The organism is Thiospirochaeta perfilievii (assembly GCF_008329945.1).
GTDB classification, from domain to species: Bacteria; Spirochaetota; Spirochaetia; order DSM-2461; family DSM-2461; genus Thiospirochaeta; species Thiospirochaeta perfilievii.
In genome coordinates, this window is the sequence record NZ_CP035807.1 from 2,269,079 (window position 1) to 2,284,190 (window position 15,112).

Sequence of the window (15,112 nt, forward strand, 5' to 3'; positions counted from 1 at the left end):
TCCTTCTATTTTATTTATTATAATATCCCATGGATAGGGAGATCTCTTCTGCACATTTTAGTAATATAGGTAAATATCTCTCTTTCTTCTCATTATAGTCTCCAAAAAATGGGATACTTAATGCTCCTATAACCTGACCTGTTGAGTTGTAAATTGGAGCTGCAACTGCATAAATACCAACTGACTCCTCTTGATTATCTGTGGCGTAGCCTAAAGTTTTTATTTCAGAAATAGCCTCATCTAATCTGTTCATATCAACAATGGTATTTTTTGTATATTTAACCATCGAAACATTTGGTAGAATGGTGTTGTAATACTCCTTTCCTTCATCTGTTAGGCTTAGTAATAACTTTCCCGCTGCTCCAATGTATGGTGGATAAACAGTTCCCGAATCCAGGGTTATCCTTATGGCTTTTTTACTCTCAATACTTACAAGGGGGTAAATTATGTTTCCCCTCATAATACTTAGTTTTACCATCTCGTTTAGGGAGTTGCAGAGTCTCTCCATAATTGGGGTTGCAATAGTATTAAGATTTAGTCTCTTGTTTACTATATTCCCCAGTGTTAACAGTTTTGCCCCTAAAGTATATAAACCAGCTTTGTTTTCCTGCTCTAAATAGCCCATACCGTGGAGGGTGTTTATTAGCCTGGATACCGTCGCTTTTGGAAGATCAAGGAGAGAACTTATAGTCGACTGGCTTAAACCTTTAGGCTCTAAAGCAAGAAGATCAAAGATTTGGTTCATCTTATTTATCGCAGGGACATCCCCGTTTTTTTCAATCATGTTTAATTAATAAACCTACTTTATTTATCTGTCAACATGTTTCATATATTAAACTATGTTTCATGTGTGAAATTAGGGGTTTTTTATCTAATTTTACCTAAAAATAACAATTTTCCAAGGGAAAAATTAATTTTCCAGCTTGCTTATTTGTCCTATTTCTATCATGCTACACCTTGTATATTTTAAAAATATAGAAGTAAAGGAGCATAAAATGGCTGAAGGTACAGGATTAAATAAGAAGGTAACTTTAAAGAGTGAACTAGCTTCATTTCTTGGTGAAAAAGAGTTACCACGAACAGAGATCACAAAAAAATTATGGGACTATATTAAAGCTAATGGTCTTCAAACAAAAACTGAAAATGGTGCACCAGAGAACGCTGGTAAATATATTGTAGCAGATGCTAAGTTATTACCAATTTTCAAGAATACTAATTCTACAAGCAAGTCTGGAAAATTAACTGACTTAACAAATTTAAGTGAAGGTCAAACTGTAAACATGATGCAGATGGCTGCAATTGTTAGTGCAAATATAGAGAAGTAATTTTTTTAATTATTGTAAATAGTCCTCAATTGAGGACTATTTCTTTTTATAAGTTTTCAAATATATTACCTAGACCACCTAAGACTGATCCTTCACCCTTAGATGTCCCAGCTGCCCTTGGTGCATGTTTAATAATTCTATTAGCCATTCTAGAAAAAGGTAGACTCTGTAAATATACAGTTCCATGACCTTTAAGAGTGGCAAGGAATAATCCCTCTCCCCCAAAAACCATAGATTTTAGATTTCCAGCCTGTTGGATGTCATAGTCTATTCCAGATGTGAAACCAACAATACACCCTGTATCAACCTTTAAAGTCTCCCCATTTAGCTCTTTTTTTACAATAGTACCACCAGCGTGGATAAATGCCATGCCGTCACCTGTTAGGGTTTGTAGAATAAAACCTTCCCCACCAAAAAAACCTGCTCCAAGTTTTTTATTAAAAGCTATATCAACCTTGGTTCCCATAGCAGCACATAAAAACGCATCTTTCTGACAAGTTATTCTGCCCCCAATTTTTGATAAATCCAAGGGAATAATTTTTCCTGGGTAAGGGGCTGCAAAAGCGACTCTTTTTTTCCCAACACCTCTATTGGTAAAGTGAGTTAAAAATATTGTCTCTCCACTAATTGCCCTTTTCCCTGCATTTAGTAACTTATCAAATAGGCCCTTCTCTGGTTCAGACCCATCACCCATTTTGGCTTCATATTCTATACCGTCATCCATCCAGTTCATTGCCCCTGCTTCTGCAATAACAACCTCACTTGGGTCTAGTTCAACCTCAACAACCTGCATATCATCGCCATATATTTCGTAATCTACCTCATGACTTCTCAAAACAACTCCTTTTGTAATACTTTTTTATGAAAATAAGTATATCCTAGAGTTATAAATAATCATACTTTTTTTATGTTACAGGAAGCTTTATTACTATTTTTGTACCTTTGTCTATTTCAGATTCAGCATAAATTGAACCCCTATGCAACCTTATTATCTCTCTACTTATGGCAAGGCCTAGTCCACTCCCACCCTTGTTTCTGTTTCTGGATCTATCAGTTCTATAAAATCTTTCAAATATTTTTTCCAGTTCATCTTTAGCTATACCACAACCGTTATCTTCAATTATTATAGATACTTCCCTGTTTTTTAAATGGGATGATATTTTAATTTCACCCCCTATAGGAGTATGCCTGTAGGCGTTGGCTAATACATTTGTAACTACTTGCTTTAGTTTTTGCCAATCACCATCTATAAGTGGAATATTTTTATTAATCTCAGTTTTTAAAGCAACTTCTTGGGAATCACCCGCTTTAAATGTTTCAGATGTATTCTTAATTAGTTTATTAATATCTAATTTTTCAATGTTTAATTTCATAGATCCTGATTCTGCACTAGAAAGCTCTTGTAACTCTTGAATCAGTTTTGTTAAAACCTTAGTTTCATTATATATACTCTCTATATGTTTTTTATCAGGCTTATATACCCCATCAATTATCATCTCTAAATGTCCCTGAATTAGGGTCGTGGGTGTTCTTAATTCATGGGCAGAGTCCGCAATTATCTGTTTTCTCCATGAATCACTATCCTCTATAGACTTAGCCATGTTATTAAAGGCCACCCCTAACATGGATATCTCATCATTTCCATTAACATCTACTCTTGTTGTATAATCTCCACTGCCTATTTTCTTTGATGCAGAGGATAATTTAGAAATGGGTTTTGTAAGCTTGTATGAAAATAAGTATGAGATAATTATTGAGATTATTAAAATAAATAGGGTAACAATTATTATAATATTGGTAATCCTTCCAAGAAAGTACTCCTCTTCTAGGGTTAGTTTCTCTACCAACATTGATCCTGAGAAGATGTAACCTATTACCTTATTTTCAATGTTAATATTTACACCTAGTTTTAGTTGCTCTTTAGAAACTCTTTTTATATCTATATTAAGTGTATTTAATACAATTTTTCCATGCTGATCAGTAATCATTATAGGTGGAGTTGGAGCTCTTCCCCTTCCATCCATCATATCTCCCATTCTTCCCCTAGGAATTTGTATAATACTTTCAATGCCCTCCCAGCTGTTATTCATCTCATAATATGCTTTTATATAAGGGACTAATCTATTTGAGTAAGTAATATCATTTTTATGGGCAAACTCTTTATAACCTGTTCTTGTTGAGTAATTTATAATTGAAACCATAATAATTGAGCTTAAAATAATTATTACAGAGAATAATAAAACAAACTTTGATCTTAATTTAAACACTGTCCTCTTCCTCTGCAAATTTGTACCCTACACCCCAAACAGTTTCGATAAATTTAGGCTTTGAAGGCTCCCTCTCTATTACTTTACGTATATTTTTTATATGAACATCTATAGTTCTTTCATATCCTTCAAAAACATCCTCTTGAAATGAGTTTAATATCTGAATTCTAGTAAAAACCCTTCCTGGGCTTAACATTAAGTTTTTCAATATTGTGAATTGAACAGAGGTTAGGCTAAGCTTTTCACTCTTTCTATATACAGTCATTTTTTCTGTGTCAATTTTTAAATCTTTTATTTTTATTATTGGATCAATTTTTACTTCTTCCTCTTCAACTTTAGAGAATGAGACCCTTCTTAAAAGAGCCCTCACTCTTGCTGCTAACTCTTTTAGACTAAATGGTTTAGTTATGTAGTCATCAGCCCCCATTTCAAGGCCTAGGAGTTTATCCCCTTCTTCAGCCTTAGCTGTTAACATAATAATGGGAACATTAGATCTCTCTCTTATTCTTCTTGTACTATCTATCCCATCAATACCGGGCATCATGACATCCATTATAATTAGATCTGGTTGTTCTTTTACAAAGATCGAAACAGCGTCTACCCCATCTTTAGCAGGGATTGTAAGAAACCCCACCGCCTCAAGATAGTCACATATCATTTTTCTTATCTTCTCTTCGTCATCTACAACTAAAATCTTTTTACTCATGTCCATCATAATACCCCTGTTTCTTAATTTCTGAAACCTTGGCCTCTAGGTTCTTTTTGCCCCATTCCAAAACCCATCATTCCTGTTCTTTCATCATGATCAATCTCAGTACTCTTTCCATCAATAGTAATTTTTGTAACTACAAACATTTTTTCTGACTGGTCCCAAACCATTGGTGAGTTCCACTCTGCACCCTCTATTGTAACCTTCATTCCATCTTTTACATTAAGAGCTATTAGTTGATCCCATGGAGCCATAATTGTATATGTTGTTTTACCACTTACAAGCTTTGCAGGTTCCCCGTTTACTAGTTCTAATTTCCCCTCTAGAGTAACTATTGTCGCATCATCTAATAGTTCAATCATTCTACCGCCACGGTCATCCCTCATTCTTCCGTAATTACTCTCTTGGTTGTTATTTCTGTTGTAGTTATTACGAGTATCATTATCTCGTCCTCTTGTTCCTGCAAAAACCATAGTTCCTGTACTTACTAATACTAATAATACTGCTATTCCTTTTTTCATGTTAAATCTCCTTAACCTTTGATCTGATTAAAATCTAAACCTTAAATGTGAAGGAGATATGAACAGAGTCTGTTTCTTTTAGAATTTTGCTATAACCCATCTATTTATATCTTTAAAACCAAGACTTTTATAAAGTTTTCCAGCATCTGGATTGTTGTAAAATAGTAAAACAGATTTGTCCTCTTTTATCATCTCTAGGCACAGCCTTCCAACACACTCCTTTGCAAAACCTTTTTTTCTAAAATCAGGGGCGGTGGCAACACCAATTATCATTCCATTTAAACTATTCTCCGCGGTTAACCCAGCTGTAGAGACTACTCCTTTATCATTTTCAATAAAGTATATTCTTCCTGTATTTGTTATAACCTCTTGACCAAATGATTCACGACTAGATTCATCTAGGGAGAACTCTTCTATAGAGGATTCGAAGTCAAAAAGTTTTTCTAAGTCATCCTTGGTTGCTCTTTTAGGCTCTTCTTTAGGAGAGAATCCTGTAAAAGAAGTTTTATTTAGTTCAGCTAAGTAGAGCCGTTTAATATCAGATAAGGGTTTTAATCTATTTAAATCATCAATAACACTTTCCAAACCAGATATCCCCAATGCATTTTTATTAAGTTTTACTGTATCTAATATCTCTGGGTAATCTTTTTTATCCGTAGAGTGAACTACGTAATAATTGTAGTATCTTAGTAGTATAGAAGTTATTAAATTATCATTTTTTATATACCAGACATCCATAAAGTCTGAATCAAGACTAAAATTTTCTATATCACCATATAAAAAACAGTTCTCAGAGGCGCTATCTTGTAGAAAATCTAGAAGTTCTTTTTTGTGATTTTTACTGCATTTTTCCATATAAACATCCTTTTTTTAAATAAGTTTATATTTTTTTGAATTAATATAAAAGAAATCACTATATAATTTAATTAAAGGAGATGTTTAATGACAGAGAATGACTTAAAAATTGAGCTAATGTGTTATAAGGAGTATGTAAATCCAGATTGTGATATTGATAATATGACAAAGGATGAGTTAGAAGAGTTTTACAATCTTTATGTTAAATCAGAATCCTATATGGCTGAAGTAAACACTGCTTCTTCTCTTAATAATAAATCGGCAAAAGTTTTAAAAGAGCAGGATGTTGAGATACCTCAAAAAAGAGAGGGTGCAATATATAAATACTAGTATTACAATAGATAAAATGAAGAGAGATAAGCTTAGTATCTATATATTACTATTTGGAGCATCATTAGTTGTTCATCTATTTGTATTTTTTGATTATAAGTTTCTGCTTGAGAGTTGGAGCCAACCTAAAAACTGGCATCTTCAGAGTTATATATTAATATTAGTCTCATTTTTAATATCAGCATTATTGATTTTTACTAAAAAATTGAGACTTCTTCTATTAAATATTAAATTCGCTACTCTAGTTTTAATTGGGTATCCCCTAGGGGAGTATTTAAATATAGAGACCATTTTACTAGCTTCAATTATTTTAGAAGCGGTCTATTATATTCCTAAGTTGTATGGAGGTTTTTTATCTATTCTATTTATACTAATTACCTTTTTAAATCAAAAACCGGTTACAACCTGGGGAGTTTCGCTTAATAAGCCTGATACCCACCAACTGCTGTTTTTTATTTTTACCTCTCTATTAATATTATCCATTGCAATATTTCTAAAGACAATTTTTAAAAAGTTTGAAGATAGTAGTTTTAATGTAAACCGACTAGATAATGCGGTAAAAGAGTTGACAGATATTAATCTTGACTTTCAAAACTATGCAGCAGCAGTTGAGCATGAGGCTATTGAGAAGGAGAGAAAGAGAATATCCAGGGAGATGCATGATATAATAGGTTATACCCTAACTAACCAATTAATGATTATTCAAGCAGTATTAAGTTTGGGAGAGGATCTCTCCCCTGAGATTAAAAAATTACTTCTTCAATCCCAGCAGCAAACTAATGATGGAATGGCCCAAGCCAGAAATGCACTTTATAAACTTAGAGAGTTCTCCCCTGATAGTGAGGTCGGGATTAAGTTAATCTATAAGCTTGTAAGAACCTTTGAGCAGATAACGGGGATAGATATAAAAATTGATTTCTCCAATACTCCTGATACCTTTGGAAGAGTTATCGATATGGTTATTTATAGACTTACACAGGAGAGTTTAACTAACGCATTTAGACACGGGAAAGCTACAAAAATATCAATCATAATGGCACTAAGGAATGAGGAAATTTTAATTAGTATTTGGGATAATGGTAAGGGGGCTAGTAAAATAAATGAAGGTATTGGGCTTAAGGGTATGAGGGAGAGGCTTAGTTCTATAAATGGAACCTTTCAAACAATGACATTAAATAGTGGGTTTACTATTAGAGCTAGAATTCCCTATTCTATAAAACAGATGGAGTAATAAATGAATATTTTATTGGTTGATGATCAACTACTATTTTTGGAAAGTTTAAAAATTGTCTTAGAGAATTTAGATAAAACCTTTAAGGTGGTTGGGCTTGCAGGAAATGGTGAAGAGGCTGTTAAATTAGTTCAAGAACTAAGTGTTGATCTAATTTTAATGGATGTAAGAATGCCTGTAATGGATGGTGTTGCAGCTACTAAGATTATTAAAGAGAAGTTTCCAAAGATTAATATAATCATGTTAACCACATTTGAAGATGATGAGTATGTAAAGGATGCTTTGCATAATGGGGCGGATGGTTATATGCTCAAAAATATTCCTCCTGAGATGTTAGTCTCATCAATTCAGGCAGTTAAAGATGGGGCTGTTTTAATCTCTCCCTCTGTGGCAGGCCACTTAATTGACAGTATGTATGTGAATAATAAAAAAGCAGCATCAAATTTAAAAAGAGATATTCCTGATTGGTACAACCTTCTTAATTCAAGGGAAAAAAATATAATAAAACTACTAATAAAGGGAAGGAGTAATAGTGAAATAGCAGAAGAGATCTTTGTTGGCTCCCAAACTATTAGAAACTATATAAGTGTTATCTACTCTAAATTAGATGTAGGAAATAGAACCGAGGCAATAAGAAAAGCCCAACAGATAGACTCTTTTTTTACGATTAGTTACAATGTGATTTATAAAAGTACATTTTAGAGTACATTTATAACTTCAATTATGGTCCCCCGTAACCTACAATTTAATTAAATTATTAAAAAAGGGGATTAAAATGAAAAGAACACTTTGTCTATTTATTGTTTTTGTTTTAGCTGTAAGTGGTATTATGGCAAATGGAAATGGTGAAGCTAAAGTCGAAAATGCTAGTAACAGTGTAGAACTTATTATGGGGTCTTGGAGAACTGATGATACAGCTCAGATGAAAGCTGTATTAGGTGAGTTTACAAAACAACATCCAAATATTAAGGTTGTTTTCCAACCTACTATACCTGCAGAGTATAATACTACTTTAAGAATGCAGTTAGAGGGGGGATTGGTCCTGACGTTATGTATGCAAGATCCTTTGCTACAGGAAATCAATTATATCAAGATGGCTTTTTTGCAGACGTTTCTTCTGTAGAAGGTTATGCTACAAACTACAGTGGTAGTAATAAAGCTCCATGGTTAGCAACTGATGGTAAGGCTTTTGGTATTCCTTTTGCCGCTGTATCCCACGGAATTTATTACAATAAAGAGATTTTTAAAGAGTTAGGACTTACTAAACCTAAAGATTGGGATGAATTTTTAGATTATTGCCAAAAAATTAAAGATGCAGGGTACATTCCTTTAGCAAACAGTTTAGGTGATGAGTGGGATATTACAGAAGTAGTTTTTATGAACATTGCTCCTAACTTTATAGGTGGAATGGAGGGACGATTAGCCTATGATAAAAAAGAGAAAGCTTTTAATGGTCCTGAAGTAGTAGCTCTATTTGAGGCTATGAAGTCTTTAGCTCCATATCTTCCTGGTGGATTTGAAGCTCTTGGATATAATGATAGTAATGCCCTATTTGCAACAGGTCAGGCTGCAATGTATTTTGATGGTTCTTGGTCTATTAGTACTTTTGATGATGTAGACTTCGAGTGGGGTATTCTTCCTCCTCCTGCTCCAAAGGGTGCAGAAAAAGAGTATATAACATTCCATGCTGATGCTGGTATGGCTATGAATAGTAAAACAAAACATCCTAATGAAGTAAAAACTCTATTAGCTTGGTTTGGTTCTAAAGATGGTGCCGCAGCCCTAGCTAAATACCTTCCTACAGGGTTTTTCCCAATGTCAGAAAACTCGGTTGTTATAGAGGATGTTCATGCAAATGAGTTTTTAAGCCTTAATAACGGTAGAGGAACAGATGTTAGATGGGCATGGCCTAAATTATTAGGTGGTGAGCCAAGTGGTTATACTTTAATGCAGGAAGGCTCAATAGCTGTAATAAATGGGGATAAAACTCCTAAAGAAGCAGCAGATGATTTTAAATCAGGTCTTGCAGAGTGGTATCCACCAGCACAATAGAATAAAAAATACGGTGGGTTCTCCCACCGTAATAAATAAAGGAGTGAATGGTGGATAATCTTATAAGAAGCAGAAACAGTACATTTTTTAGTAAACGTGGTTTTAAATGGTTTTTATACCTACTTCCAGCCTTAGTTTTTTATACAGGATTTATGGCATATCCAATTCTAAACTCAATCAAATTAAGTTTTTTTTCAGAAACAGTACAAAGTGGTCAAGACTTTGTTGGTTTTAATAACTATATAAAACTTTTTACCCACCCGGGAACTTCAGAGAGGTATTGGTCTGCATTTAGAAATACATGGTTATTCTTTGGAGTACACATGGTTGTTCAAAATGTGCTAGGTATTATTTTTGCAAACTTTCTATCTGATAAACTACTAAGAGGAAGTGGCTTTTTTAGGACAATTATTTTCCTACCTGCTACGCTTTCAATTCTGGTTACAGGTTATATATGGAAACTAATTTTAAATCCACAATGGGGTGCAGTTAACCTACTTTTAAAAAATATTGGGTTTGAGGATTTTTCAATTGCATGGTTAGGTGAACCTAAAATTGCTCTAATTGTAATTAGTCTTGTGTCGTCGTGGCAGTGGGTTGGAATGCCAACTATGATGTTTTTAGCTGGTTTAAATAATATTCCAGAGGATTTATACGAAGCTGCAGAGATATCCGGAGCTACAGATTGGCAGGTTTTTTGGTTCATAAAGTTGCCTCTTTTGAAACCTGTTATAGGAATTATAACAATATTAACCTTTGTAAATAACTTTAACGCTTTTGACGTTGTTTTCTCTATGGCCAATGTTAATGGAGCTCCAGCATATTCTACAGATATTTTAGGAACTTTTTTCTACAGAGTTGGTATTGCAGGTCAGCACCCTGTGGGTATCCCTGATAAGGGGTTAGGAGCAGCAGTTGCTACAATTACATTTATTCTGTTATCTATTGGTGTTGCACTAATAATGAGGGCTACTGGTTCAAATAGAGGGGGATCAAATGATTAAAAAGAAGCAAATCCTACCATATACGGTTTTAAGTATATGGAGTTTAGTTGTATTGTTCCCAATTTGGACAATGGTTATAAACTCGTTTAAGTTTAAATTAAGTATATACAAAGACCCTTTTGGACTACCAACAAAGTGGAACTTTGGGAGCTATTTAACAGTATTTAGCGATAGTGATTTTTTTGTTTACTTTAAAAATAGTCTAGTAGTTACTATTGGTTCAATTATATGTATTTTAGTTTTTGGGTCCCTTGCGGCTTACGCTATGGCTAACTGGAAAAGTCGATTCTCTAAGTGGATATATCTATTTTTTATTGCAGGGTTAATGGTTCCGCTTAGGATTGGTAGTATAAATCTACTTCAGATAGTTAAGAGTTTAAACCTACTAAATACATATGTTAGTCTGTTTCCTATTTATATCGCAATGGGACTACCTATGGCAACATTTGTTTTAACTGAGTTTGTAAGACAGATTCCAGAGTCTCTTACAGAAGCTGCGTTAATTGATGGGGCTAGAAGATCAAGGATCTTTGTCACTATTATTGTTCCCCTATTAAGACCAGCTTTAGGAACTGTTGCAATTTTAAACTTAGTTCCCCTATGGAATGATCTTTGGTTTCCCCTGCTTTTTATTACAGATGAGAAACAAAAAACACTTATTTTAGGGGTTACAAGGCTGTTTGGTCAGTATCAAACTGATTGGTCGAGGATTTTGGCTGTATTAACTCTATCGGCTATACCTGTTATGGGTCTATATCTATTAATGTCTAAACAATTTATTAAAGGATTAACTGCGGGGTCTGTAAAAGGATAATAAATAGTAACAAACTCTTACCCTATGTTATATAATTAATTTATGGTAAGGGTTCTTTTTATTGTTTTACTAACAGCACTCTCTTTTTTAAACTACGGACAAGATAGTATTAGGTTAACAAATGGAGAGTGGGAGCCCTATCTTTCTAAAGGGTCCTACCATTTTGGACTGGCATCCCATATAGTTGAAAAGGCCTTTGCCCTTGAGGGTATAGATGTGGAGTGGGGTTTTTTCCCATGGGTTAGATCCTATAATTTAGCAAAAATTGGAGCCTGGGATGGATCTGCTATATGGTGGGAAACATTAGAAACAGAAAAAGATTTTTATCTCTCTGATAAAGTTTTAGACTCTTCCTTAGTATTTTTCCATCTAAAGACTTTTAATTTTAAATGGGACTCCTTCGAAGATTTAAAAGGGTTAAAGATTGGAGTTACAAGAGGGTATGATTATGGAGAAGAGTTCACTAAGGCTTTAAAAGATAAAATCTTTGAGGTTTTAGAAGTTTCAACTGACGAGCAGTTATATAAGCTTCTTATATCTAAAAGAATAGATTTAATGCCTAATGATAAAGTTGTTGGTTATGCTCAAATTAAGAACTCTTTAGATATAGAGGAGCAACTGCTTTTTACAAACAATCCAAAAACCTTTGGATCCCGAAGCCTACATCTTATATTATCAAAGAATAGTCCTAAAGGGTTAACCCATTTAGAACTGTTTAATCGAGGATTATCAAAGTTAAGATTAAGTGGTGAGATAGATGATATGATTGAGAATTTAGAAATTGGACTATATGATAAAAAATAATTTCTTGACACATTTCATTAGTGTGTTACAGTAATAAAATGGTAGTTTTTCAGAAAGTTTCAGCAATATTACATAAAGTTTTACATGAAGATATTTTTCCCTGGTTAATTCTACTATTATCCGCTTTTATTATAATAATCTCTCTTAATTATATTAAAATAGATAAGTATTTCTCTTCTGATTTTGTAATAGGTCGGGTCTTATCGGTTCTTGAGTCTAATTTAGATGATGACCCCTATGTTCCTGGACGAAAACTTGGTAAACAGGAGCTAGTGGTTAATATCCTTTATGGAGAAGATGCCGGTAAAAAGTTTGAAATATATAATACCCTAACTAAAGGGCACAATATTCTAGCCCGGGAGGGTTACACATATGTTTTTTCTATTAGAGAAGAAATGTCTGGTGATAAGGTCGTCTGGTTATATAGCTATAACAGGGTCCCTCTTTTAGCATCACTACTACTACTTTTTATAGTATTAGTTCTATTTATTGCAGGGAAAAAAGGTTTTAGATCCCTTGTTGGTCTACTTTTTACAGGTGTTATTATTCTGTTTGTTCTTGCCCCTCTTATTCTAAGGGGGATAGATCCTATTTTTATCTCAATTATATCCCTCTCCCTTATTACAGTTGTTAGCTTTTTACTTATTTCCGGTTTTAATAATAAATCCTTAATATCCATATTAGGAACTCTTGGTGGTATTATTTCAGCAGGTATTATCTGTTATATCGCTTCAAAATTAGCCCACCTATCTGGAATTAATATGGAGAAGGGTGAACAAATACTATATATTGCTGAGGATTATGGTATTAGGATAAATGGGTTTCTATTTATATCCATATTAATTGCCTCATCTGGGGCTGTAATGGATGTTGCCATGAGCATTACCTCCTCTTTAATGGAGATAACTAAACATAATAGGGATATCTCTTCAAAGGATCTATTTAGTTCTGGTATGGATATAGGAAGAGATTTAATTGGGACTATGATAAATACTCTTATTTTAGCCTTTGCAGGCAGCTCTTTTACCCTTCTATTAATGGTTGTAGGACTCTCTATGAGTTTTAATCAATATATAAATATTCCACTAATCTCTATAGAGATTATTCAGGGTATTGCAGGGAGTATAGGTATTATTTTAACTGTACCCCTTACCAATATAGCTTTTATCATTTTAGAAAAAAGGAGAAACAAAAATGAAGAAGAGATTTCTAAGAGCTAAGACAATATTTATTTTAGCCCTTCTATTGGTTCTGTCCAGTTGTTTAAACAACAGAGTGGCAAAACCAGAATCAACAGCTAGTGGAATTAGTTCCTATGACCTTAAAACAGGTGAAATTACAAAAAAAGGTGATAAAGATCTTATAGAACAGACCATTGCCATAGGTGCTACAGCAGATGTTCATGGACGTATTTATGCCTATGATTATGCAATTGATGAGGTTGATTCTGATGCAGGTTATGCAAAGGTCTACTCAGCAATTATTGAAGAGAAAAAGAGTAATCCAGATATGATCCTAATGGATGTTGGAGATACAGTTCAAGATAACTCAGCGGAACTATTTAACGATTTAGATACACACCCAATGGTACAGGCTCTAAATTATATGAATTTTGATGTATGGGTTCTTGGTAACCATGAGTTTAACTTTGAAAAGTCATTTTTAGATAGAAATGTTTTAGCTTTTAACGGAGCTGTGCTCTCTGCAAATATAAAAGAAGAGATGGATGATAGTTACTACGCTCAACCATATAAAATATTTGATGTAAATGGGTGTCGAGTTGGTGTTATTGGTATTTTACCTCCCCATGTTGCTGAGTGGGAAGCCTCTTCTCCCTCCCATTTTAAAGGTTTAAGATTTGAACCTACTCTAGCTTCAGTAAAAAAGAGCATAGAGAAGATGGAAGGGCAGTATGATGTTTTAGTTGGTGCTTTTCATATAGGTAGAACTGATGATCGAGGTGCTGAGGCTATAGTTGAAATTGCAGAAAACATTCAAGAGTTTTCTGTTATCTTTGGTGGGCATGAACATTCTACATATGTAGAAAAAGTAGGTGATGTAACAATTATTGAACCAGGTAAGTATGGAGCAAACTTGGCAAGAGCCGATATTAAAGTTGTAAAAGATGGAGATAAGTGGTTAGTTAAAGGTGTTGAAGCTAAAAATATTGGAACTAAAGAGCTTGATGAAAATAGTGAAATTACTAACGAGTTTAAATTTGTTCACGATAAATCTGTAGCTGATGCAAATATGGTTGTTGGTGAGATTAGTGGTGACTTTGTAGATGGTGTAGATTATTTAACTGGTGATTATAAAGTAACAACAATGCCAAGGGCTCAAATTGAGGATACAGCAGTTCTGGATTTAATAAATAGCGTTCAGATGTATTTTACAGAAGCAGAAGTTTCATCGGCAGCTCTATTTAACTTTGGTTCTACATTAATAGAGGGTGTTTTTAAGAAAAAAGATGTGGCTTATATCTATAAATATCCAAATACTCTTGTAGGTGTAAATATAACAGGTGAGAATCTAGTTAAGTATATGGAGTGGTCAGTTAGTTATTATAACCAATCTGTAGAAGGAGATTTAACAATTAGTTTTAACCCAGATATTAGAGGTTACAACTATGACGTTTTCCAAGGTGTTTCATACGATATTGATATTTCTAAACCTGCTGGTCAAAGAGTAGAAAATATAATGTTTAATGGAAAACCTTTAGATCTTAATAGAGTATATAAATTAGCTGTTAATAACTATAGATTTGGAACTTTAACAGGCCTTGGTTTAGTAACTCAAGATGATATGTATTATGACTCCTACACCTCCTTACAGGATGCAGGACGTATTCGAAGTCTGATTATTAAATATGTTGAGGACGTTAAAAAAGGTGTTGTCTCCCCCGAGGTTGATAACAACTGGAAAATAGTTGGATTTGATTTTGAGAATCCTGAGATCCAGAATGTTATAAAAAAAGCATTAGCTGGGGAACTAGAAATACCTAGATCCGAAGATGGAAGAACTATGAATGTACGATCAGTAAGAGCATCTGATCTATAATCTTTGATTTTAAAAAGATAAAAAGGGGTTGTTGCAAGAGTCGATTAGATTTTCAACAGCCCATTTTTTATTTAAATTTGTAAAGAGAATTTGAATATAATATACTTAAAGAGTGATAGATAGTAAAAAAAATATATTTAAAA

At 33.6% G+C, this 15,112-nt stretch carries 17 protein-coding genes; 11 read left to right on the top strand and 6 right to left on the bottom strand.

Features of this window, described 5'->3' with window-relative positions; genetic code table 11:
- Positions 1-10 precede the first annotated feature (10 nt).
- A complete protein-coding gene (locus EW093_RS10385; protein ID WP_149568342.1) occupies positions 11-784 on the bottom strand; it encodes an IclR family transcriptional regulator in 774 nt (257 codons plus the stop codon).
- A 211-nt stretch (positions 785-995) separates the two neighbouring features.
- Here EW093_RS10385 and EW093_RS10390 point away from each other — a divergent pair, with 211 nt between their 5' ends.
- A complete protein-coding gene (locus tag EW093_RS10390; protein ID WP_187759674.1) occupies positions 996-1,325 on the top strand; it encodes an SWIB/MDM2 domain-containing protein in 330 nt (109 codons plus the stop codon).
- Between the two features lie 46 nt (positions 1,326-1,371).
- On the opposite strand, the gene EW093_RS10395 is transcribed toward EW093_RS10390, so the two are convergent.
- From EW093_RS10395 to EW093_RS10415, 5 genes are all read right to left on the bottom strand, one after another.
- Positions 1,372-2,160, bottom strand: a complete 789-nt coding sequence (locus tag EW093_RS10395; RefSeq protein ID WP_187759675.1) for a TIGR00266 family protein — start codon at positions 2,158-2,160, stop codon at positions 1,372-1,374.
- Positions 2,161-2,230: 70 nt separating this feature from the next.
- On the bottom strand, positions 2,231-3,592 hold the full coding sequence (locus EW093_RS10400; protein ID WP_149568344.1) for a sensor histidine kinase: 1,362 nt from the start codon (positions 3,590-3,592) through the stop codon (positions 2,231-2,233).
- On the bottom strand, positions 3,585-4,298 hold the full coding sequence (locus EW093_RS10405) for a response regulator transcription factor (protein WP_246745022.1): 714 nt from the start codon (positions 4,296-4,298) through the stop codon (positions 3,585-3,587). The genes EW093_RS10400 and EW093_RS10405 overlap by 8 nt, the downstream gene beginning before the upstream one ends.
- A gap of 23 nt (positions 4,299-4,321) precedes the next feature.
- Positions 4,322-4,822 (bottom strand): hypothetical protein, encoded by a 501-nt coding sequence (locus EW093_RS10410; RefSeq protein WP_149568346.1) that lies wholly within the window; start codon positions 4,820-4,822, stop codon positions 4,322-4,324.
- A gap of 78 nt (positions 4,823-4,900) precedes the next feature.
- The gene (locus EW093_RS10415) at positions 4,901-5,677 is read right to left on the bottom strand and encodes a GNAT family N-acetyltransferase (RefSeq protein WP_149568347.1); all 777 of its coding nucleotides are present in this window, start codon (positions 5,675-5,677) and stop codon (positions 4,901-4,903) included.
- 87 nt (positions 5,678-5,764) lie between these two features.
- Here EW093_RS10415 and EW093_RS10420 point away from each other — a divergent pair, with 87 nt between their 5' ends.
- The 10 genes from EW093_RS10420 (at position 5,765) to EW093_RS10460 (ending at position 14,969) form a co-directional block, all read left to right on the top strand.
- Positions 5,765-6,007, top strand: a complete 243-nt coding sequence (locus EW093_RS10420) for a hypothetical protein (RefSeq protein ID WP_149568348.1) — start codon at positions 5,765-5,767, stop codon at positions 6,005-6,007.
- Positions 6,008-6,023: 16 nt separating this feature from the next.
- Positions 6,024-7,238 (top strand): sensor histidine kinase, encoded by a 1,215-nt coding sequence (locus tag EW093_RS10425; protein ID WP_187759676.1) that lies wholly within the window; start codon positions 6,024-6,026, stop codon positions 7,236-7,238.
- A gap of 3 nt (positions 7,239-7,241) precedes the next feature.
- Entirely contained in the window at positions 7,242-7,940 is a 699-nt protein-coding gene (locus EW093_RS10430) for a response regulator transcription factor (protein ID WP_149568350.1), read from the top strand.
- A 73-nt stretch (positions 7,941-8,013) separates the two neighbouring features.
- On the top strand, positions 8,014-8,361 hold the full coding sequence (locus tag EW093_RS17660) for a hypothetical protein (RefSeq protein WP_246745023.1): 348 nt from the start codon (positions 8,014-8,016) through the stop codon (positions 8,359-8,361).
- Positions 8,289-9,290, top strand: coding sequence for an ABC transporter substrate-binding protein (locus tag EW093_RS10435; RefSeq protein WP_246745024.1), 1,002 nt, complete (start codon positions 8,289-8,291; stop codon positions 9,288-9,290). Before EW093_RS17660 ends, EW093_RS10435 begins: the two co-directional genes overlap by 73 nt.
- Positions 9,291-9,340: 50 nt before the next feature.
- Positions 9,341-10,294: a carbohydrate ABC transporter permease gene (locus tag EW093_RS10440; protein WP_246745025.1), complete on the top strand. Its 954-nt coding sequence runs from the start codon at positions 9,341-9,343 to the stop codon at positions 10,292-10,294.
- Positions 10,287-11,108, top strand: coding sequence for a carbohydrate ABC transporter permease (locus EW093_RS10445; protein ID WP_149568352.1), 822 nt, complete (start codon positions 10,287-10,289; stop codon positions 11,106-11,108). The genes EW093_RS10440 and EW093_RS10445 overlap by 8 nt, the downstream gene beginning before the upstream one ends.
- 42 nt (positions 11,109-11,150) lie before the next feature.
- Positions 11,151-11,912, top strand: a complete 762-nt coding sequence (locus tag EW093_RS10450; RefSeq protein ID WP_149568353.1) for a substrate-binding periplasmic protein — start codon at positions 11,151-11,153, stop codon at positions 11,910-11,912.
- 38 nt (positions 11,913-11,950) lie between these two features.
- Positions 11,951-13,132 (top strand): YibE/F family protein, encoded by a 1,182-nt coding sequence (locus EW093_RS10455; protein WP_149568354.1) that lies wholly within the window; start codon positions 11,951-11,953, stop codon positions 13,130-13,132.
- A complete protein-coding gene (locus EW093_RS10460) occupies positions 13,107-14,969 on the top strand; it encodes a bifunctional metallophosphatase/5'-nucleotidase (protein WP_149568355.1) in 1,863 nt (620 codons plus the stop codon). The genes EW093_RS10455 and EW093_RS10460 overlap by 26 nt, the downstream gene beginning before the upstream one ends.
- Positions 14,970-15,112 lie beyond the last annotated feature (143 nt).